Below are 20,565 nucleotides of genomic sequence, written 5' to 3' on the forward strand. Positions count from 1 at the left end.
CAGCATGTCACAGCTGGGCGTCGATACCGTGCAATGCCGCAGCGACGGTTTGCCTGCGGATGGCTTCGCGGTCGCCATCGAACTGGAACAGTTCTGCCCGGGCGTATCCGCCGCGGCGCTTCCAGCCGATCCAGACGCTGCCGACCGGCTTGTCCGGGCTGCCGCCACCAGGACCGGCAATGCCGGTAACCGCCACCGCGATGCCGGCACCGGAGTTGATCAGGGCGCCGGACACCATCTCCAGCACCGTTTCGCGGCTCACCGCACCGAACTGCTCCAGCGTCTGCGCGCGTACCCCCAGCAGGCGCTGCTTGGCTTCGTAGCTGTAGACCACCATGCCGCAGTCGAAGAACGCCGAGGAACCGGCGATGTCGGTCATGGTCTTGGCGATCCAGCCGCCACTGCAGCTTTCAGCCGTCACAAGCTGCAGCGAGGCCTGCTGCAGGCGCTGCCCGAGTGCGGCAGCCTGGGCGTTGAGGTCGGCGTCGGTAGGGATGGACATCGAGATGACAGTGGGGTGAAGAACCCGCCTGTTGTACCGCAGATCGCAGACGCGTGTCGCGTCCCGGCCGGCACGCGCCCGACTGCGCAGCGGCGCGCACCGGGATTGTGCGGCGCTATCTCACCATTCCGGCAGCTTTTCCGGCAGCAGGGCACGGATCGGCCCGCCATCAATACCTGCCGCGAGTTTTTCGGCTTCGGCAATCGGAAGATCGACCTGCAGCAGCCAGCCCTCCTCGTCTGCCTGCTCGCTGCGGATCACTTCCAGCTGATGCAGGCGCGCGCGCAGGCGGCCCGCATCCGGCGGCAGGCGAAGCTCCCCGGTCACATGCTGCAACCCCAGGCGCTTGCCCAGCACCGCCTGCAACAGCTCCAGGCCCTGCCCGTCACGCGCGGAGATCCAGACCCGCTCCCGGCGCGACTCGTCCGGCACGCCATCCTGACCATCGTGGCGCACTTCGGCGCCCTCGATGCGGTCGATCTTGTTGAACACCAGCAGCTGCGGCAGATCACCCGCACCGACCGCAGCCAGCACCTCGTCGACCTGGGCGATGCGCTCCTCGCGGTGCGGATCGGCCGCATCGACCACGTGCAGCAGGAAATCGGCCTCGCGGGCCTCGGACAGGGTCGAGCGGAACGCGGCCACCAGGTCGTGCGGCAGGTCGCGGACGAAGCCGACGGTGTCGGCCAGCACGACGTTGCCACCCGGCACAGCGATGCGGCGCACCGTCGGGTCCAGGGTTGCGAACAGCTGATCGGCCGCATAGGCCTCGGCGCCGGTCATCGCGTTGAACAGGGTCGACTTGCCAGCGTTGGTGTAACCCACCAGGGCCACACGTGGCAGTTCGCTGCGCACGCGCGCACGGCGCATCTGGGTGCGCTGGACTTCGACCTTCTCCAGTCGCTTCTGCAACTGCTCCACCCGCTTCTGCAGCAGACGGCGGTCGGTCTCCAGCTGGGTTTCACCCGGTCCGCGCAGGCCGATCGAACCACCGCGCTGGCGCTCCAGGTGGGTCCAGCCGCGCACCAGCCGCGTCGCAAGGTGACGCAACTGCGCCAGCTCGACCTGCAGCTTGCCTTCGTGGCTGTGAGCGCGCTGCGCGAAGATGTCCAGGATCAAGCCGGTACGGTCGATCACCCGGCGCTCCAGGAAGCGTTCCAGGTTGCGTTCCTGGCCGGGGCTCAGCGCATGGTTGACCAGCACCAGATCGGCGCCGGTGGCGTCAGCCGCTGCCTTGATCTCATCCAGCTTGCCGCTGCCGATCAGGGTCGAGGGATTGGGACGGTCCAGGCGCGCGGTGATCGTGGCAGCGATGCTGGCCCCTGCCGAGCGGGCCAGATCACCGAACTCTTCCAGCACGTCGTCTTCCAGCTTGCCGAAGTGCGGCTGGATCAGCAGGGCATGTTCACCCTTTTTCGAGCGGTCAAACATTCACCGCTCCGGTCTTACTCGTCTGCTTCATCACCTGCCTGACCACCTTCACCCGACTGCACATAACCACCGCCCGGCCCAACCTTCACATTGCGTGCCGGCACCACGGTGGAGATCGCATGCTTGTAGACCATCTGGCTGACCGTATTGCGCAGCAGGACCACGAACTGATCGAACGACTCGATCGTGCCCTGCAGCTTGATGCCGTTGACCAGGTACACCGAAACCGGCACGCGCTCGCGCCGCAGTGCATTCAAGAAAGGATCCTGCAGCGATTGCCCCTTGGACATTGCTCACTCCTGATTATTGTTCTTATTGGGTTGCCGGCGGCCGCCGCGGCCCCCGAGCCGCCCGCCGGACAGTGATGTTACACGGCTGGCGGCGGTTCAGCGTGCGACGAAGGTCGACACCGCGTCGGCCAGCCGCTCGTGGTCGATATGGGGGTCGAACCAGCGCGCGTCAAGCTCACCCCGCAGCCAGGTCAGCTGCCGCTTGGCCAGCTGGCGGGTGGCGAAGATCGCCTTGTCGCGGAAGCCGCCGGCATCGATCCGGCCGTCCAGATGCTCCCAAGCCTGGCGGTATCCGACCGCACGCACCGCCGGCAGGTCCAGCGGTGCCGCGACAGCGGCCATTTCCGGCATCACGCGCAGATCGCGTACTTCGTCGAGGAAGCCCTGGGCCAGCATGGCATCGAAGCGGGCCTCGATCCGCCGGTGCAGGATTGCCCGGTCGTGCGGCGCCAGGACCAGCTTCAGGGTGCGTACCGGCAGCGGCGCCACGCCGGGCCGGCGCTGCCACTCGCTGATCGGCGTTCCCGTCAGCCGATAGACCTCCAGCGCCCGCTGGATCCGCTGTGGGTCTGTCGCATGGATGCGGGCAGCCGCGGCGGGGTCCACCTTCGCCAGTTCGGCATGCAACGCGGCCCAACCGCGCTCGGCGGCCTCGGCTGCCAGCGTGGCGCGCAGGGCCGGGTCGGCCTCCGGCATGGGCGACAGTCCCTGCAGCAGGGCGCGGAAGTACAAGCCGGTGCCCCCGGCCAGGATCGGCATCCGTCCACGCGCAACGATGTCGGCGACGACGCGGCCGGCGTCGGCGGCGAACTCCGCCGCTGAGTAGGTCTGCCACGGATCACGCAGGTCCAGCAGGTGATGCGGCACCTGTGCGCGCTCTAAAGCGTCGGGCTTGGCCGAACCGATATCCAGATGGCGATAGACCAGCGCCGAGTCAACGCTGACGATCTCGCCATCCAGCTGCCGGGCCAGGGCGATCGCGGTGGCCGTCTTGCCACTGGCGGTCGGCCCCATCACGGCAATCGCCAGCGGCCGCCGGTCAACGCCCATCAGTCTTCGTCCGGCCAGCTGATCGTCGGCCGGGTGTCATCGCGTGGCGCCGGCACGGCGTCCACCGCCTGCCAGATCTTCAGTGCATCGACGGTGGCGGCGACGTCATGCACACGCACGATACGCGCACCGCGCTGCACGGCAATCAGGTGCGCGGCCACCGACGCCGCCACCCGCTCGGCCGGCGCGTCACGCCCGGTCAGCTCGCCAAGGCTGCGCTTGCGCGACAGGCCCGCCAGCATCGGCACGCCCAGTTCCAGAAAACGCTCCGAACGCGCCAACAGGGTCATGTTGTGCGCGGTGTTCTTGCCGAAGCCGAAACCCGGATCGATGACCAGATGCTTCTTCGCGATGCCGGCCATCTCGGCGGCGAACAGGCGCTGCACGAGAAACCCGTGGACCTCGGCAACGACGTCGTCGTAGTGCGGATCGGCCTGCATGTTGCCCGGCTCGCCCTGCATGTGCATCAGCACCACCGGCACGTTGGCCGCAGCGGCCGCTTCCAGCGCGCCGTCCTGACGCAGGCCGAAGATGTCGTTGATCATGCCGGCGCCGGCGGCCACCGCCGCGCGCATCACCTCAGGCTTGAAGGTATCGATGCTGATCGGCACGGCGGTACGCGCCGCAAGCTGCTCGATGACCGGAACGATGCGGCGGAGCTCTTCCTCCACCGATACCGGTACAGCGCCGGGACGGGTCGATTCACCCCCGATGTCGAGCAGGTCGGCGCCCTCTTCCACCAGCTTCAGGCCATGCGCGACTGCGGCCTCTGTGGTGTCATGGTGCCCCCCGTCAGAGAACGAATCCGGGGTGACGTTGACGATGCCCATGACCCGGGCACGGTCCAGGCGCAGGATGCGACCGGCGCAGTCGAGCTGGGGCGAGGTATCGAACATGGGCAATCCTGCAGGGACAACGGCGGGTAGTTTAGTTCGGCAGGGCTGCGCCCTGCACCCGCAGAGGCCAGGGCGACAACAACAGCCAGAGCAACAGCTGGTTTGCTGATGAAAGGCGGGGCCGGTCCGGTTGCAGGGGGTCAGCTCTGCCGAAACCCCTCAACGGCGGCGGCGCTTGCGGTCCACGTACAGGGTCCTGGCAATGCTCAGCACGATGCCGACCGCAATACCCACCACGCAGCCCAGCAGCAGATTGTCGGCCCCCAGGCCCACACCCACACCGACCACGGTGGCGATGACCATCTCGACGGTGTGGGAAATCGGTTCGGGCTTCGGGGCGGACATGCGGGCTCCAGCGTCAGATCGGTTCTTCGGGGTGGGCCGAGGGCCCGGAAACGACGAAGCCGGGTTGCCCCGGCCTCGTCTGATGTCACGTGCAGCGGGCCGTCAGTGCGATTCGGCCGGACCGGCGATCGGCGGCAGCGGGCGGGCATCACCGCCCTTGTCGTTGCTGCCACCGTCCTTGTTCGACTTGTTCCAGCCTGCCGGCGGCGGCGGCTCGCGACCTTCCATGATGGCGTCGATCTGCGGCGCGTCGATGGTCTCGTACTGCAGCAGCAGCTGCGACATCGTGTGCAGCTTGTCGATGTTGTCGGTCAGCAGCTGCGTGGTGCGGGCGTAGGCCTTGTCGAGGATGTTGCGCACTTCCTCGTCAATGCGGCGCGCGGTGTCGTTGGACACGCTCTTGTGCTGCGTCACCGAGCGGCCCAGGAAGACTTCGTCGTCCTCCTCGCCATAGGCGATCGGACCGAGTTCTTCGGACAGGCCCCACTTGGTGACCATGTTGCGGGCCATCTTGGTGGCGCGCTCGATGTCGTTGGACGCACCCGTGGTGACCTTGTCGGTGCCGAAGATCAGCTCTTCGGCGACCCGGCCGCCGTACAGCGAGCACAGCTGCGACTGGATCGCCACGCGGTTCATCGAGTACTTGTCGCCCTCAGGCAGGTACATGGTCACACCCAGGGCGCGGCCGCGCGGAATGATCGTGACCTTGTAGACCGGGTCGTGCTCGGGCACCAGGCGGCCGACAATGGCATGGCCGGCTTCGTGGTAGGCGGTGAGGGTCTTCTCCTCCTCGCTCATGGCCATCGAACGGCGCTCGGCACCCATCAGGATCTTGTCACGGGCACGGTCGAAGTGGTCCATGCGGACTTCCTTCTCGTTGCCACGCGCGGCAAACAGGGCTGCCTCGTTGCAGAGGTTGGCCAGGTCCGCGCCGGAGAAGCCCGGGGTACCGCGTGCGATCACCAGCGGCTCGACGTCGTCGGCCAGCGGCAGCTTGCGCATGTGCACCTTCAGGATGTGCTCGCGGCCCTTCACGTCGGGCAGACCGACCACCACCTGGCGATCGAAGCGACCCGGGCGCAGCAGTGCCGGGTCCAGCACGTCCGGGCGGTTGGTCGCGGCGATCACGATCACGCCTTCGCCACCCTCGAAGCCATCCATCTCGACCAGCAGCTGGTTCAGGGTCTGCTCGCGCTCGTCGTGGCCGCCGCCCAGGCCGGCACCACGGTGGCGGCCGACGGCATCGATCTCGTCGATGAAGATGATGCACGGGGCGTGCTTCTTGGCCTGCTCGAACATGTCACGCACGCGGCTGGCGCCGACGCCGACGAACATTTCCACGAAGTCCGAACCGGAGATCGAGAAGAACGGCACCTTCGCCTCACCGGCGATGGCCTTGGCCAGCAGCGTCTTGCCGGTACCCGGCGGGCCGACCATCAGCACGCCACGCGGAATCTTGCCGCCCAGCTTGGTGAACTTGGACGGGTCGCGCAGGAAGTCGACCAGTTCGCCCACTTCCTCCTTGGCCTCGTCGCAGCCGGCGACATCGGCGAAGGTGACCTTGATCTGGTCCTCGCCCTGCAGCTTGGCGCGCGATTTGCCGAAGGACATCGCGCCCTTGGCGCCGCCGCCACCGCCCTGCATCTGGCGCATGATGAACAGCCAGAAGCCGATGATCAGGATGACCGGCAGGAAATTCATCAGGATCGCGCCCAGGGAGATGCCGCTGGAGGGTTCCTCCTGCACGATCTCGACGTTCTTGGTGCGCAGCACGTTGATCAGGTCACGATCGAACGGCGCGGTGATGGTGGACGACTGTCCACCCCGGGTGGTGTAGGTGATCTGGCTGGTGCCGCCGCGCATGTCGCCGCCGAAGGCGACCTTCTGCACGTTGCCGCTGTCCACCTGGTCCAGGAACTGCGAATAGGACGCACCCTGCGCACCGGCCCCGGAGGACTTGGGCGAGAAGCTCTGGAAGACCACCATCAGCACGACGGCGACGACCACCCATAGCAGGAGGTTCTTGGTCAAGTCGTTCATCCTCATTGGCTCCGGTGTTCCTCTCAGTGCGGGCGTTGCGTTGGGGTTGAAACTTACGTTGCGAGCTTACTTCATGTGGGCGCGTTTGCCCTGACCCAAGGCGTACACCTCGGGAGAGCGTTTGCGCGACGCTTCCGGCTTGCGGATGGAGACCTTGTCGTAGCGACGGCGCATTTCACGCACGTAGTCGTCAAAGCCCACACCCTGGAACAGCTTGATCAGGAACGCCCCGCCGGTCTTCAGGTGGTTGTCGGCGAAGTCCAGCGCCAGCTCCGCCAGATGCATCATCCGCGGCTGGTCGACCGCGTCCATGCCACTTTTATTGGGGGCCATGTCCGACAGCACAAGGTCCACCGGCTCGTCCCCGAGCATGGCTTCGAACTGAGATAGGACGGCTTCTTCCCTGAAGTCACCGTGAAGGAACTCCACGCCCGCCAGTGGCGGCATGTCCAGGATGTCCAGCGCCAGCACGCGGCCGGTATCGCCCATCTGTCTCCGAACCTGCTGAGACCATCCCCCAGGCGCGGCACCGAGGTCCACCACGACCATGTTCCGCTTCAGCAGGCGGTCACGTTCAAGCAACTCTTCAAGCTTGTAGGCCGCCCGAGAGCGCATGCCTTCGGCCTGCGCCTTCTTCACGAAGGGGTCGGAGAAGTGTTCCTTGAGCCAGCGCTGGCTGCTTTTGCTGCGGGTTGCCATTGGAAATAGGGGCTGATGGGGCCGTCATGATACCCTGATCCCCCCATTCAACCGTCTTTTCCTGCATGTCCATCGCCCTGACCGCCTCCCAGACCCGTTTCCTGCGCGGCCAAGCCCACGACCTGAAGGCCCTGCTGCAGACCGGCGGCAAGGGAGTGACCCCGGCCTTCATCGCGGAGCTGAACGAAGTGCTGGAGCGCCACGAACTGGTCAAGGTCAAGGTCGCAGCCGAGGACCGCGAGGCCCGGGACGCGATGATCGGCGAGATCGTCGAAGCCACCGACAGTGCGCTGGTGCAGCGCATCGGTCACGTTGCCGTGCTGTATCGCCCGAGCAGGGAACAGCGCCAGATCGTGCTGCCGCGCGGCTGATCGCGCCACCGCCATGCAGCTGAACCACGAGCCGCCCGATTACGCCTTCAGCCTGCGCGCTGCCGATGGCCGCTCAGCCAAGGTCAACGACACGGTGCTGGCCCGCAGCTTTCTGCTGACGCCGGACCAGCTGGTCGAGCATTGGCCTGTCGCCGATGCGGCGGCGCTGACGGTGGCCGACCTGGAACCGGTGCTGGCACTGAATCCTGCATTGATCGTGCTGGGAACCGGCGAGCGGCAGGTGTTTCCGTCGGCTGCGGTGATGGCCGCCTGCCTGTCGCGCGGGATCGGCCTGGAAGTGATGAACAACCCTGCCGCGGCGCGCACCTTCAACATCCTTGCCGGCGAAGGCCGCAAGGTGGCGGCCGCGTTCATCCTGGAAGGTTGAGGACCACCGCCGGGCATGGCCCGGCGCTACCTTGGTGCACGTACGCCGGGCATGGCCCGGCGCTACCGTACCTGCCTGCGCTAGCGCGCTGGCAGGTACTGCTGCGGATCGACCGGCTTGCCGTTGTAGCGGATCTCAAAGTGCAGCATGTCGCGATTCGCGCCGGTGCGCCCCATCTCGGCAATCTGCTCACCCGCCTTCACGCTCTGCCCCTCATTGACCAGGCGCTTGCGGTTGTGGCCGTAGGCCGACAGCCACTGGTCGCTGTGCTTGATGATGATCAGCTCGCCATAACCGACCAGTCCGGCACCCGAGTACACCACCACACCGTTGGCGGTGGCCTTGACGGCCTGCCCGCTGGTACCGGCGATGTCGACGCCCTGCTTGGTTGCGTCGCCGGCCACGTAGCGGCCCACGATCGCGCCATCGGCCGGCCAGCGCCAGGCGATGTTGCTCTTCACCGGACCGGCCGGTGCCGTGGCCGGTGCCGTGCTGCCGCCGCTGCGCGGCGCGGTGACCACGGTGGTCGGTGCGCGGCCGCTGCTGGCCCCCGGCGGATACAGGCGGATGACCTGCCCCGGATAGATCGTCGACGGGTTGTCCAGGCTGTTCCACGCGATCAGATCGGCCGGGGTGATGTCGTGGATGCGGGCCAGCGCGTAGATCGTGTCGCCCTTGCGCACGACCACGGTCTGCCCCGGCTTGGCCACCGAAGTCTTGGGCGTAGTGACCGCCGCCCCGCCACCACTGCCATTGGGCCGCACCACCGTGGCAGTGCCACAGGCAGCCAGGCCGGAAACCAGCAGCACCAGCGCGCCGACGCGCACTCCCTTGCTCAGACGATCAGCACTCATGCGAACTTCGACCTCCATACAAGCCAGGCGATCAGCACCACCACCAACGCGGTGGCGATCCAGCCCAGCGGTTCAATCCAGCGACGCAGCGCCGCTTCGGCGCGCGCTCCACCGATGCGGATCACGGCAGCGAGCACATACACGCGCTTGCCGCGTCCGATCAGCATGCTCAGCAGGTACTGCGGCATCGGTACGCCGACGATACCCGATGCCCACGTGAAGACCTTCATCGGGATCGGCATGAAGCCGCCCAGGACCAGGAACGTGAACACCGCCCACGGCGATTCGGCCATCTTCTCCTGCACGGTGGTGATGCCATGTTCGATTGCCGGCAACATGCCCAGCACTTCGAACAACGGCTTGATCGCCTCGAATGCGAAGTGACCCAGCGCATAGCCGACCACGGCACCGACCATCGAACCGGCCAGGCTGAGGGTCGCGAACCACCAGCCGCGCCGGGGTTGAGCCACGCACATCGGCGCCAGCATCACTTCCGGCATCACCGGAAAGATGATCGCCTCGAAAAAACTCAGCACCGTCAGGTAGGTCGGTGCGCGTTCGTGCGCCGCCCACTTCATCGCCCGCTCGTACAGCGGTCCGAAAATCTTCATGCAACCCTGCTCCGTGGATTCAGTCCAGCATGCCAGACAGCAGCGGCACGAAGGTGACCGGTGCCAGCACGCGCTGTTCGACGCTGCCGTCGGCCCTGCGGTCCAGCTGCACCAGCGACTGTGCACTGGCACCGCCGACCGGCGCCACCAGCCGGCCACCTTCGGCCAGCTGCTCGATCAGTGCGTCGACCAGCGCCGGGGCCGCAGCTGTGACGACGATGGCATCGAACGGGCCGTGCTCGGCCCAGCCGACACGGCCGTCATCGTGCTTGGTGCGGATGTTCATGCCGAGTGCGCGGAACCGCTTGCGGGCCTGCCGCAGCAGGTCGCCGATGCGCTCCACGGTGTAGACCTCCAGGCCCAGTGCACCGAGCACGGCGGCCTGGTAGCCGGACCCCGTCCCCACCTCCAGCACCCGCTTGGGCGCCACCTGCACGACCGCTTCGGTCATCCGCGCCACTACCCAGGGTTGCGAGATGGTCTGGCCGTGGCCGATCGGCAGCGCGGTGTCTTCATAGGCCCGCGAGGCCAGGGCCTCGTCGATGAACAGATGGCGGGGCACCACCCGGATCGCGTTCAGCGTGGATTCGTCGACGATGCCGGCTTCGCGCAGGCGATCGACCAGACGATCGCGGACGCGCTGTGACGTCATGCCGATGCCGACGGCTTCCGGTTGCAGGCGCAGGCGTGGGCTCATGCCGGCTGGTCCAGCGCGGCGCTGAGACCGCCGACCCAGCTGGCCACTTTCTCAAGCGCCTGATAGCGGGTCAGATCCACCTGGATCGGGGTGATCGAGATATGCCCGGTGCGCACCGCGTGGAAGTCGGTGCCGGGGCCGGAGTCCTGCTCGCGGCCAGCCGGGCCGATCCAGTACACCTCGTTGCCGCGTGGATCCTTCTGCGGGATGCAGCCTTCGGCACGATGGCGATTGCCCAGCCGGGTGACTTCAAAACCCTTCACCTCGGCCCACGGCAGGTCGGGCACGTTGACGTTGAGGATGGTGTCCGCCGGCAGCGGATCGGCCTTGAGGCGGGCGACGATTTCCACGGCGGCACGCGCCGCGGTCTCGAAGTGACGGGGATCGTGATTGCGGGTCACCAGGGACACCGCCACCGCGGGCAGGCCGAGGAAGCGCCCCTCCATCGCCGCCGAGACGGTTCCGGAATAGATCACGTCGTCACCCAGGTTGGCGGCGTTGTTGATGCCCGACACGACAATGTCGGGTTCGAACTCCAGCAGGCCGGTCAGCGCCAGATGCACGCAGTCGGTGGGCGTGCCGGCCACCGACACGGTGTAGTGATCGATGCGCTTGAGCCGGATGGGCAGGTCCAGGGTCAGTGAATTGCTGGCGCCTGAGCGATCGCGGTCGGGTGCGACCACCGTCACTTCGTGGCCGGCGTCACGCAGTACCGAGGCAAGCATCCGGATACCTGCGGCGTCGACGCCATCGTCGTTACTGACCAGAATTCGCATCTTCGATTTAACCGCTTGATTTTCCAAGAATTCGATTCCGTCACCGTGCGGTGTTGGCGGGACCGTCGTGCTTCCCTGCGGAAGCCGACGACCCTGCAGGGGCATCGTCTATTGTGCCGCATGCGAGCCGCAGGTCCTACCCTGCCGGCGGTCACGACTGGCCTCGCACTGCGATAGGCAGGCCCGCGTCACCGGTTTACCCTGTGCGCATGTCGCATCCAGAAGACGAAGACCCTGCCGCGCTCTTCCGCGCAGCCATCGGCGAAGTGACGCCGCTGCGCAAAGAGGCCGAACCCGCGCCGGCCGCTGCCCGGCCGAAGCCGCGCGCGCGCATGGCCGAACGCGACGAGGCCGAGGCCGCCGGCGAGTTTGCCAGGCTGTTGCGCGACAGCGCACCACTGGAAGCCGGGGACGTGGCCAGCTATCGGCGCGACGCCCTTCCACCGCGGCTGTTCCAGCGTCTCAAGCGCGGCCAGTACTCGGTGCAGGACGAGCTGGATCTGCATGGCGCGACCGCAGCGCAGGCCGAGGCCATGCTGCGCCAGTTCCTGCTGGAGGCGCACGCACACGAGTATGGCTGCGTGCGCATCATCCACGGCAAGGGACTGCAGTCGGACGGTGGTGCGCCGGTCCTGAAGAATCTGGTCGACCGGCTGCTGCGCCTGCGCAACGATGTGCTTGCCTTCCATTCGGCGCCGACCAGCCAGGGCGGAACCGGCGCCGTGCTGGTGCTGCTGTCCCGGCGCTGATGCAATCCGCTCAGGACTGCGCGGCGTCCTCGACCGGCCCGAGCTCATGCAGGACCGCGGTGGCGTAGCAGCCCGGCGGCAGCGCGAACGACAGCTCAAGCACATCTTCCGCCAGCCACTGGTGCTGCAGCAGCGCAGGACGCAGGCGCAACGCGCGGCGCTCCTGCTTCAGCCGTGCCTCTTCCAGTCCGGCACGCAGCGCCTTCGATTCCTCGTCGTCGAGCGCGCGCAGTTCGAGCTCGCGGGCGGCGCCGGTACTGCGCAGCTCGCCCTCCCCCCACAACGGTGCGCTGGGATGGATATCGAACCCGGCCAGCCGCGCTGCCAGTGCATCGGTATAAGGCTCCGGACCAAACACGCTGCGGCTGCCATCCAGCATCCACACCTCACCGTCCAGCGGCTGGTCCCAGACACCCTGCTCCACGCGTGCGGCAAGCACGCGATTGAACAGTGCCGAACGCGCAGCCGACAGCAGCAGCGAGCGCTGGTCCTTGCGCATGCGGCGGCCACCGAACATCGCCAGCGCTGCCGGAACGTTGCCGCCATCGCGGCCGAAACGCTGCTCGCCGAACCAGTTCGGCAAACCACGCTCGGCAATCTGCTGCAGGCGTTCGCTGATTGCGACCGCATCGCCGTGTACCTGGCGCAGCACCAGCCTGAAACGATTGCCGGCCAGCGCGCCACGCTGCAGCTTGCGGTTGTGCCAGGTTGCATCGAGCACTTCGATATCATCGCCGGCCAGCAGCGCCAGATCCGGCGCGACGCGCTTGGGCAGATGCACACTGAAGCGCTGGGTGGTGACCGCGTGGCGATCCTTCATCCCGGCATAGCTGACCGCCATCTCCGGCAGGCCGGCCCACTTGGCCAGCACCTTGGCCACATGCACGGTGTTGGCACCGCGCTTGCGGACATGCAGCAGCAGATGCTCGCCCTCGCCCGTGGCCTCAAAGGCCGGCAGCTCGTCGACCTGGAAATCCTCCGGCGTGGTGCGGATGCGCGCCTGCAGCAGCGGCGCACCGAACGCGAGCGGCAGCGGAATCATGCCGCCACCAGCAGGACCACAGCCTGTGCCGCGATGCCTTCACCGCGACCGGTGAAGCCAAGCTTCTCCGACGTGGTGGCCTTCACGCTGACCGCATCCAGTGGCAGCTGCAACAGTGCCGCGATGCGTTCACGCATTGCCAGCGCATGCGGCCCGACCTTCGGTCGTTCACAGATCACGGTGACATCGGTGTTGCCGACGCACCAGCCACGCTCGCGCAGGAGAGCGTCGCAGTGGCGGACGAAGTCGCTGCTGTCGGCCCCCTTCCAGCGATCATCGCTGGGCGGAAAGTGCTGGCCGATGTCGCCCAGCGCCAGCGCGCCGAGCATCGCGTCACACAGCGCGTGCAGGATCACGTCGCCATCGCTGTGCGCGAGCACACCGTGGCTGTGCGGCACGCGCACGCCTCCCAGCATGATGTGGTCACCCTCACCAAAGGCGTGGACGTCGTAGCCCTGGCCGATGCGGACGGGCGGGAACGGAGCAGTGCTCATGGATGCAACCCTTGCAGCAGGGCCGCGCGGGCGTTCAGCCGGCGCGGCGGGAAAGTACGAATTCGAAGCGGTCCAGGTCGGCCGGCGTGGTGACCTTGAAGTTGTCCTCGCTGCCTTCAACCAGCAGCGGGCGCTGGCCCTGGCGTTCCATGGCCATGGCTTCGTCGGTGACGTCCACGCCGGACGCAGCGGCGTCGGTCAGCGCGCGGATCAACTGATGGCGGCGGAACAGCTGCGGGGTCAGCGCGCGCCACAGGCGCTCGCGCGGCTCGGTGCCGTCGATGCCACCATCGTCACCGGCCCGCTTCAGGGTGTCGCGTACCGGTGCGGCAAGAATGGCCCCGACCGGATCGGTACGGCCAACCTCCAGCAGGCGGCCCAGGTCGGCCAGCGACAGATTGGGCCGCGCGGCATCGTGCACCAGCACGAACTCGTCGGCGCGGACGCTCTCCGGCAGCGCGAGCAGGCCAGCCAGCACGGAGGCAGCGCGGGTCGCCCCACCCGTGCACGTCAGGACGGGCTTGCCGGCCCATTCGCTCCAGCCCGGCCAATCCGCGTCATTCTCGCCGATCACCACCATCGCGCCGGCAACGGCCGGATGGGCCAGCAGTGCCTGCAAGGTGTGGGCCAACAGCATCTGCCCGCCGGCCTGCAGATACTGCTTGGGCAGTGGCGCACCGAAGCGGGCACCACGACCGGCAGCGGGAACCACCACCCAGATCGCCGCGCTCATGGCACGTCCGCCGGGTGGTCGCCCGCCTGTTCGGGCATCGCCACCGGCGGCTGCGCCGGACGAACCGGCGCGTCGTCGACCACCCGGTAGAACTTCTCGCCGGGCTTGATCATGCCCAGCTCACTGCGTGCGCGCTCTTCGATGGCGGACTGGCCTTCCTTGAGGTCCTTCACTTCGGCAGCCAGCGCATCATTGCGCTGCTGCAGACCTTCGTTGTCCCGTTCCTGGCCGGCAACCTGGGCTTCGAGCATCATTACTTCCCCCGAATTGCCCGGGCCGAACCAGAAACGGTACTGCAGCCATGCCAGCAGCAGGGCCAGCACCAGCAGCAGCCAGCGCCAATCGCGCATGGCCTCAGCGCTTCAGCGAAACGAACGCGTCACGACCGGCGTAACGCGCGCCGGCACCGAGGGCTTCCTCGATGCGCAGCAGCTGGTTGTACTTGGCCACGCGATCGCTGCGGCACAGCGAGCCGGTCTTGATCTGGGTGGCAGTGGTCGCCACGGCGATGTCGGCGATGGTGGTGTCTTCGGTTTCACCCGAACGGTGCGACACCACAGCGGCATAACCGGCACGGTCAGCCATGGCAATCGCTTCCAGGGTTTCACTCAGGGTGCCGATCTGGTTGACCTTGATCAGGATGGCATTGGCAGTACCGGAGTCGATGCCCTCCTGGAAGATCTTCGGATTGGTCACGAACAGGTCATCGCCCACCAGCTGCACCTTCTTGCCGATGCGATCGGTCAGCAGCTTCCAGCCCGCCCAGTCGTTCTCGGCCAGGCCGTCCTCGATGGTGATGATCGGGTACTGCGCGGCCCAGTCGGCAAGGAAGTCGACGAACTGCTCGGAGGTCAGGCGCTTGTTCTCGCCGACCAGGTTGTACTTGCCGTTCTCGAAGAACTCGCTGGAGGCCACGTCCAGACCCAGCAGCACGTCCTCGCCCGCGGTGTAGCCGGCCTTGCCGATCGCTTCGAGAATGGTGTCCAGCGCCTCGACGTTGCTGCGGAAGTCCGGTGCGAAGCCGCCTTCGTCACCGACCGCGGTGCTCAGGCCATGCCCCTTCAGCACCGACTTCAGCGAGTGGAAGATCTCGGTGCCGGCGCGCAGCGCTTCGGAGAACGAGGTGAAGCCGACCGGCAGCACCATGAATTCCTGGAAGTCGACGTTGTTGTCGGCATGCGCGCCGCCGTTGATGATGTTCATCATCGGCACCGGCAGCGACGGGGTCACGCCGGTCCTGCCGGCCAGGTACTGCCACAGCGCCTGCTTGCTGGATGCTGCGGCGGCGTGCGCGGCCGCCATCGAGACACCGAGCAGCGCGTTTGCGCCCAGACGGCCCTTGTTCTCGGTGCCATCAAGGTCGATCAGGCGGCGGTCCAGGCCGGCCTGGTCGGTGGCCTCGAAGCCCTTCAGCGCGGCAGCGATGGTCGTGTTGACGTTGTCGACGGCCTTGCGCACGCCCTTGCCCAGGTAGCGGGTCTTGTCGCCGTCACGCAGCTCGACCGCCTCCTTGGTGCCGGTCGAGGCGCCGGAGGGAACCGCGGCACGACCGAACGAACCGTCCTCCAGGGTGACTTCGGCTTCCAGCGTGGGGTTGCCACGGCTGTCGAGGATTTCACGGGCGTGGATGCTGCGGATCGTACTCATGGTCGGGCCGGTTACCTGTATGGAGAGGGGGCGACAAAACGAATGCCGCGTGATTATCCCCGGCTGCCCGCCCGTTGCCAAATGGCATTGCTGGCCAGCAGCGGATCGCGGACGGATGCCAGCACCGGCAGGCTGATCACCAGCCCCAGCAGAGCGAGCAGCAGCGCCGCCATTGCCGCCATTCCCCGGCCTCGCTGCAGTCGCCAGGCCAGCACCGAAGCCACGCCGCTGCCCAGGCCGGACAGGGCCAGCATGCCGATCGCCAACAACAGCGCAGGCTGTGCCGCACGCAGAGTCTGGTCCCCATCACCAGGGGATCCGGAGGCCGACAGAAACACCAGCAGGCCAACCGCCATCCCGCCCCAGGCAAGCACGGCCAATACCAGCGAGATCGCCCCCAGGGGCCATCGGTGCCAGTGCGGAGGCCTGTTCATCGCAGCACCTTCGAGCACACGTGCCTCGAGTTGCAGCCCGCCTTGGGTCCCGCGCAGCCCGCGCGGGACCCTGCTCCCGCCCAGGTCAGGCGCGCGCTTCCTGCAACAGCTGGCCACCGGCCTTGCGCTCGCGTGCGGCGCGGATGAAGCCGATGAACAGCGGGTGGCCGTCACGCGGCGTGGACAGGAACTCCGGATGCGCCTGGCAGGCCAGGAACCAGGGATGCGCATCGCGCGGCAGCTCGACCACTTCCACCAGGGTGTCATCCATCGACTTGCCGGCGATCACCAGGCCGGCGTCCTCCAGCTGGGTGCGGTAACGGTTGTTGAACTCATACCGGTGGCGGTGGCGCTCGGCCACCACGTCCTTGCCATACAGCTCACGCGCCAGCGTGCCCGGCTTCAGGCGCTGCTCCTGCAGGCCCAGACGCATGGTGCCGCCCAGGTCACTCTTGTCGTCGCGCTTCTCGACGTCACCGGCGGCGGTGCGCCACTCGGTGATCAGGCCGATCACCGGATTCGGCGACTGGCGATCATTCTCGGTGCTGTTTGCACCTTCGAGGCCGACCACGTTGCGCGCGTAATCGACCACGGCCGCCTGCATGCCGTAGCAGATGCCGAAGTACGGCACCTGGTTCTCGCGGGCAAACTTGGACGTCAGCACCTTGCCTTCGAAACCACGGTCACCGAAACCGCCCGGCACCAGGATGCCATCGACATCGGCCAGCGCGGCCATGTCTGTGCCCTCGAGGTCCTGCGCTTCCAGCCACTTCAGATTGACCCGGGTGCGCTGGCGCAGGCCACCGTGCTTGAGTGCTTCGCCGACCGACTTGTACGCATCCTGGTGGTCGACGTACTTGCCGACCACGGCGATGGTCACCTCGTCGAGCGGATGCAGCGTGGCGTCGACCGCGTCCTCCCACACCGACAGATCGACAGGACCGGCCTTGTCGGCCAGCTTCAGCTGGTTGACGACGATCTCATCCAGACCCTGCGCATGCAGTCCCGAAGGGATGCGATACAGCACATCCACGTCCGGCACGCTGATCACGGCGCGTTCGGAAACGTTGGTGAACTGGGCGATCTTGCGACGCTCTGAATCGGGCACGGCCTGCTCCGAACGGCACAACAGCACATCCGGCTGGATGCCGATCGAACGCAGCTCCTTCACCGAGTGCTGGGTCGGCTTGGTCTTCAGTTCGCCGGCCGCGCCGATGTACGGCACCAGGGTGAGGTGCATGAACAGCGCCTTCTCCGGGCCACGCTCGGTACGCACCTGGCGAATCGCCTCCAGGAACGGCAGCGATTCGATGTCGCCGACGGTGCCGCCGATCTCGACCAGGGCGACGTCATAGCCTTCGGTGGCTTCGTCGATGCAACGACGGATCTCGTCGGTAATGTGCGGAATGACCTGCACGGTCGCGCCGAGGTAATCGCCGCGACGCTCCTTGCGGATCACGTTCTCGTAGATGCGACCGGTGGTGACCGAATTCTTGCGGCTCAGGCGCGTCCGCACGAACCGCTCGTAGTGGCCCAGATCGAGATCGGTCTCGGCACCGTCGTCGGTGACATAGACCTCGCCGTGCTGGAACGGGCTCATGGTGCCCGGATCAACGTTGATGTAGGGGTCGAGCTTCATCATCGTGACCTTCAGGCCACGGGCTTCGAGAATGGCGGCCAGCGACGCAGCGGCAATGCCTTTGCCGAGCGAGGACACCACGCCGCCGGTTACGAAAATCAAGGGAGTCATGGCTGCAAGCATCCTGTCTGGAAATGGAAAACGACAGCGCCACGCACGCCCTGGGGGCGGACATGGCGCTTGAAGGGGGTTTTCCGGTTCGCTGGGGCAGCGAGGGAGGTGCCGATCCGTGCGGCGGCTGGCGCCAGACGGTAACCATCGCGCGAGGTCGGGGCAACCGCGCCGGTCACATCGACCGTCACCTGCGACCCGCATCGCTGGAGGCCACGCATGGCCGTGCCAGCCCATTCGCAAATGGTGGACACGCACTACTCCCGGAAAGCCATAGTTTACAGATAGATGGCCGCCAACCCAAGAGGCTTGTGCAGGCCGACCGAACGAAAAACGCCCCCTTGCGGGGGCGTGGCGTCGCCAGAAGTCCTCTTCTACAGGGCTTCCGTGGGAAAGGGAGGGCGCGTGCGCTCAGCGCTTCTTGCGCGCCTCTTCTTCTTCTTCCTGCTGCGGAACCGGCTGGCCCTTGGCCTTCAGCTCCGCATTGGCCTGCGCGCGGCGCTTGGCCTTGGCGTCGGCTTCGGCCTGTGCCTTGTCGGCCTGGTCACCCTGCTGCGGGGCCGACTGGCCGGCGTTCTGCGCCATCACCAGCGGCACCGCAACGGCGGCAGCGGCCAGGATCGCAATGGTCAGCAACTTCTTCATGGAGTCCTCCTCGCGGTATGGCTGGGACATGGGGACGCTGGCGTCCGGATTCCAGCGGCTGCCATTTTACCCCCTCCCGGGTGGCGAGGCTGAACCGCAGGCGTGCAAATTCGCCGCCCAGACCGCACACTTGCGCGTCGCTCCGCGCTTTAGAACATAGATGAACGCCCGCTATAACGCCGCCGATATTGAAGTCCTGTCCGGCCTTGACCCGGTCAAGCGCCGTCCCGGCATGTATACCGACACCGCGCGCCCCAACCACCTGGCGCAGGAAGTGATCGACAACTCGGTGGACGAGGCCCTCGCCGGCCACGCCCGCTCGATCGAGATCACCCTGTACAAGGACGGCAGCGTGGAGGTCAGCGATGACGGCCGTGGCATGCCGGTGGACATCCATCCGGAAGAGAAGATCCCGGGTGTCGAGCTGATCCTGACCCGCCTGCACGCGGGCGGCAAGTTCAGCAACAACAACTACACCTTCTCCGGCGGCCTGCACGGCGTCGGCGTCAGCGTGGTCAACGCGCTGTCGACCCTGGTGGAGGTGCACATCAAGCGTGAAGGTGCCGAACACCGCATCACCTTCCGTAACGGTGACCGCGCCACGCCGCTGGAAGTGGTGGGCACGGTCGGCAAGAAGAACACGGGCACCCGCGTGCGCTTCTGGCCGGACCCGAAGTACTTCGATACACCGAAGTTCGCGGTGCGCGCGCTCAAGCATCTGCTGCGCGCCAAGGCGGTGTTGTGCCCGGGCCTGACCGTGAAGCTGACCGACGAAGCCACCGGCGAAGTCGACACCTGGTACTACGAGGACGGCCTGCGCGACTACCTGAAGCTGGAGCTGGGCGAGCGCGAAATGCTGCCGGCCGACCTGTTCGTCGGCAACCTGAAGAAGGACACCGAAGTGGTGGACTGGGCCGTGGCCTGGCTGCCGGAAGGCGAGCTGGTCCAGGAAAGCTACGTCAACCTGATCCCGACCGCCCAGCACGGTACCCACGTCAACGGCCTGCGCACCGGCCTGACCGAGGCGCTCCGCGAGTTCTGCGACTTCCGCAACCTGCTGCCGCGTGGCGTGAAGCTGGCGCCGGAAGACGTGTGGGACCGCGTGTCGTTCGTGCTTTCGCTGAAAATGACCGATCCGCAGTTCAGCGGGCAGACCAAGGAACGCCTGTCCTCGCGGCAGGCCGCCGGTTTCGTGGAAGGTGCCGCGCACGATGCATTCAGCCTGCTGCTGAACCAGAACGTGGAACTGGGCGAGAAGATCGCGCAGATCGCCATCGAGCGCGCCAGCGCGCGCCTGAAGACCGAAAAGCTGGTGGTCCGCAAGAAGGTCACCCAGGGCCCTGCCCTGCCGGGCAAGCTGGCCGACTGCATCAGCCAGGACCTGTCGCGTACCGAACTGTTCCTGGTGGAAGGTGATTCGGCAGGCGGCAGCGCCAAGCAGGCACGCGACAAGGATTTCCAGGCGATCATGCCGCTGCGCGGCAAGATCCTGAACACCTGGGAAGTCTCCTCCAACAGCGTGCTGGCCTCGGAAGAAGTGCACAACCTGGCCATCGCCATCGGCTGCGATCCGGGCAAGGATGACATCAGCGGCCTGCGCTACGGCAAGGTGGTGATCCTGGCCGACGCCGACTCGGACGGCCTGCACATCGCCACCCTGTTGACGGCGCTGTTCCTGAAGCACTTCCCGGCGCTGGTCGACGCTGGCCACGTGTTCGTGGCAATGCCGCCACTGTTCCGCATCGACGTGGGCAAGCAGGTCTTCTACGCACTGGACGAGGAAGAAAAGCGCTCCATGCTGGACAAGATCGAGCGCGAGAAGATCAAGGGCGCGGTCAACGTGACCCGGTTCAAGGGCCTGGGCGAAATGAACCCGTCGCAGCTGCGTGAGTCCACCATCCACCCGGACACCCGTCGCCTGGTGCAGCTGACCGTGGACGATCGCGAGCAGACCCGTTCGCTGATGGACATGCTGCTGGCCAAGAAGCGGGCGTCTGACCGCAAGGGCTGGCTGGAGACCAAGGGCGATCTGGCGTCGCTGGAAGTCTGATCCCAGCGCGGGCCGGGGCCGTTTCCTGTCGGGAAACGGCTCTGCCTGCATTGCCTGGCAGTACCGGTTCA

24 protein-coding genes are annotated in these 20,565 nt (G+C 66.8%); 4 read left to right on the forward strand and 20 right to left on the reverse strand.

The annotated features are described in order from the left end of the window. Positions 1–7 precede the first annotated feature (7 nt). The 8 genes from ACVOKU_RS00080 to rlmE all read right to left on the reverse strand — a co-directional run bounded on the left by ACVOKU_RS00080 (position 8) and on the right by rlmE (position 7,253). On the reverse strand, positions 8–502 hold the full coding sequence (locus tag ACVOKU_RS00080; protein ID WP_053520002.1) for a CinA family protein: 495 nt from the start codon (positions 500–502) through the stop codon (positions 8–10). A 120-nt stretch (positions 503–622) separates the two neighbouring features. Further along, complete coding sequence (gene hflX, locus ACVOKU_RS00085; protein WP_065174932.1) at positions 623–1,933, reverse strand: ribosome rescue GTPase HflX; 1,311 nt, start codon at positions 1,931–1,933, stop codon at positions 623–625. Positions 1,934–1,947: 14 nt separating this feature from the next. Next, positions 1,948–2,223 (reverse strand): RNA chaperone Hfq, encoded by a 276-nt coding sequence (hfq, locus tag ACVOKU_RS00090; RefSeq protein ID WP_004152891.1) that lies wholly within the window; start codon positions 2,221–2,223, stop codon positions 1,948–1,950. Between the two features lie 96 nt (positions 2,224–2,319). Beyond that, the gene (gene miaA / locus ACVOKU_RS00095) at positions 2,320–3,273 is read right to left on the reverse strand and encodes a tRNA (adenosine(37)-N6)-dimethylallyltransferase MiaA (RefSeq protein WP_481558729.1); all 954 of its coding nucleotides are present in this window, start codon (positions 3,271–3,273) and stop codon (positions 2,320–2,322) included. Continuing rightward, positions 3,273–4,169 (reverse strand): dihydropteroate synthase, encoded by an 897-nt coding sequence (gene folP, locus ACVOKU_RS00100; RefSeq protein WP_481558730.1) that lies wholly within the window; start codon positions 4,167–4,169, stop codon positions 3,273–3,275. Before folP ends, miaA begins: the two co-directional genes overlap by 1 nt. 159 nt (positions 4,170–4,328) lie before the next feature. Then, positions 4,329–4,514: a hypothetical protein gene (locus ACVOKU_RS00105; protein ID WP_065179301.1), complete on the reverse strand. Its 186-nt coding sequence runs from the start codon at positions 4,512–4,514 to the stop codon at positions 4,329–4,331. 102 nt (positions 4,515–4,616) lie between these two features. Next, positions 4,617–6,554, reverse strand: coding sequence for an ATP-dependent zinc metalloprotease FtsH (gene ftsH, locus ACVOKU_RS00110; RefSeq protein WP_053519737.1), 1,938 nt, complete (start codon positions 6,552–6,554; stop codon positions 4,617–4,619). 66 nt (positions 6,555–6,620) lie between these two features. Continuing rightward, positions 6,621–7,253, reverse strand: a complete 633-nt coding sequence (gene rlmE / locus ACVOKU_RS00115; RefSeq protein ID WP_053519736.1) for a 23S rRNA (uridine(2552)-2'-O)-methyltransferase RlmE — start codon at positions 7,251–7,253, stop codon at positions 6,621–6,623. Positions 7,254–7,318: 65 nt separating this feature from the next. On the opposite strand from rlmE, the gene yhbY reads away from it, so the two are divergent. After that, a complete protein-coding gene (yhbY, locus tag ACVOKU_RS00120; RefSeq protein WP_053519735.1) occupies positions 7,319–7,624 on the forward strand; it encodes a ribosome assembly RNA-binding protein YhbY in 306 nt (101 codons plus the stop codon). A gap of 13 nt (positions 7,625–7,637) precedes the next feature. Beyond that, the gene (locus ACVOKU_RS00125) at positions 7,638–8,012 is read left to right on the forward strand and encodes an Mth938-like domain-containing protein (RefSeq protein ID WP_481558731.1); all 375 of its coding nucleotides are present in this window, start codon (positions 7,638–7,640) and stop codon (positions 8,010–8,012) included. Positions 8,013–8,092: 80 nt separating this feature from the next. On the opposite strand, the gene ACVOKU_RS00130 is transcribed toward ACVOKU_RS00125, so the two are convergent. From ACVOKU_RS00130 to surE, 4 genes are read right to left on the reverse strand one after another with little or no spacing between them, the layout of a single operon-like run. Beyond that, entirely contained in the window at positions 8,093–8,866 is a 774-nt protein-coding gene (locus ACVOKU_RS00130) for a peptidoglycan DD-metalloendopeptidase family protein (RefSeq protein ID WP_053519733.1), read from the reverse strand. Continuing rightward, complete coding sequence (locus ACVOKU_RS00135; protein ID WP_481558732.1) at positions 8,863–9,477, reverse strand: YqaA family protein; 615 nt, start codon at positions 9,475–9,477, stop codon at positions 8,863–8,865. Before ACVOKU_RS00135 ends, ACVOKU_RS00130 begins: the two co-directional genes overlap by 4 nt. Positions 9,478–9,496: 19 nt before the next feature. Beyond that, positions 9,497–10,174 carry a protein-L-isoaspartate(D-aspartate) O-methyltransferase gene (locus ACVOKU_RS00140; protein WP_053519731.1) on the reverse strand — a complete coding sequence of 226 codons (678 nt, stop codon included), beginning with the start codon at positions 10,172–10,174 and terminating at the stop codon, positions 9,497–9,499. Beyond that, positions 10,171–10,950: a 5'/3'-nucleotidase SurE gene (gene surE, locus ACVOKU_RS00145; RefSeq protein WP_481558733.1), complete on the reverse strand. Its 780-nt coding sequence runs from the start codon at positions 10,948–10,950 to the stop codon at positions 10,171–10,173. Before surE ends, ACVOKU_RS00140 begins: the two co-directional genes overlap by 4 nt. Positions 10,951–11,159: 209 nt before the next feature. Here surE and ACVOKU_RS00150 point away from each other — a divergent pair, with 209 nt between their 5' ends. Beyond that, a complete protein-coding gene (locus tag ACVOKU_RS00150; protein ID WP_065181254.1) occupies positions 11,160–11,699 on the forward strand; it encodes a Smr/MutS family protein in 540 nt (179 codons plus the stop codon). A gap of 10 nt (positions 11,700–11,709) precedes the next feature. Here the strand turns inward: ACVOKU_RS00150 and truD are convergent, their stop codons facing one another. From truD to ACVOKU_RS00190, 8 genes are all read right to left on the reverse strand, one after another. Continuing rightward, on the reverse strand, positions 11,710–12,741 hold the full coding sequence (gene truD / locus ACVOKU_RS00155; protein WP_481558734.1) for a tRNA pseudouridine(13) synthase TruD: 1,032 nt from the start codon (positions 12,739–12,741) through the stop codon (positions 11,710–11,712). Continuing rightward, a complete protein-coding gene (ispF, locus tag ACVOKU_RS00160; protein WP_481558735.1) occupies positions 12,738–13,235 on the reverse strand; it encodes a 2-C-methyl-D-erythritol 2,4-cyclodiphosphate synthase in 498 nt (165 codons plus the stop codon). The genes truD and ispF overlap by 4 nt, the downstream gene beginning before the upstream one ends. Before the next feature lie 34 nt (positions 13,236–13,269). Further along, on the reverse strand, positions 13,270–13,968 hold the full coding sequence (gene ispD, locus ACVOKU_RS00165; RefSeq protein ID WP_074901198.1) for a 2-C-methyl-D-erythritol 4-phosphate cytidylyltransferase: 699 nt from the start codon (positions 13,966–13,968) through the stop codon (positions 13,270–13,272). Further along, the gene (gene ftsB / locus ACVOKU_RS00170) at positions 13,965–14,318 is read right to left on the reverse strand and encodes a cell division protein FtsB (protein ID WP_128989041.1); all 354 of its coding nucleotides are present in this window, start codon (positions 14,316–14,318) and stop codon (positions 13,965–13,967) included. The genes ispD and ftsB overlap by 4 nt, the downstream gene beginning before the upstream one ends. Before the next feature lie 4 nt (positions 14,319–14,322). After that, entirely contained in the window at positions 14,323–15,615 is a 1,293-nt protein-coding gene (eno, locus tag ACVOKU_RS00175; RefSeq protein WP_074901196.1) for a phosphopyruvate hydratase, read from the reverse strand. A 53-nt stretch (positions 15,616–15,668) separates the two neighbouring features. Beyond that, positions 15,669–16,049 (reverse strand): hypothetical protein, encoded by a 381-nt coding sequence (locus ACVOKU_RS00180; protein WP_481558736.1) that lies wholly within the window; start codon positions 16,047–16,049, stop codon positions 15,669–15,671. An 85-nt stretch (positions 16,050–16,134) separates the two neighbouring features. Next, positions 16,135–17,799, reverse strand: coding sequence for a CTP synthase (locus ACVOKU_RS00185; RefSeq protein WP_065174923.1), 1,665 nt, complete (start codon positions 17,797–17,799; stop codon positions 16,135–16,137). A gap of 411 nt (positions 17,800–18,210) precedes the next feature. Continuing rightward, the gene (locus ACVOKU_RS00190; protein WP_481558737.1) at positions 18,211–18,444 is read right to left on the reverse strand and encodes a hypothetical protein; all 234 of its coding nucleotides are present in this window, start codon (positions 18,442–18,444) and stop codon (positions 18,211–18,213) included. Positions 18,445–18,604: 160 nt separating this feature from the next. Between ACVOKU_RS00190 and parE the strand changes: the two genes are divergently transcribed. Beyond that, on the forward strand, positions 18,605–20,494 hold the full coding sequence (gene parE / locus ACVOKU_RS00195; protein WP_053519719.1) for a DNA topoisomerase IV subunit B: 1,890 nt from the start codon (positions 18,605–18,607) through the stop codon (positions 20,492–20,494). Positions 20,495–20,565: the final 71 nt, after the last annotated feature.

Source organism: Stenotrophomonas sp. STEN147 (assembly GCF_056757995.1).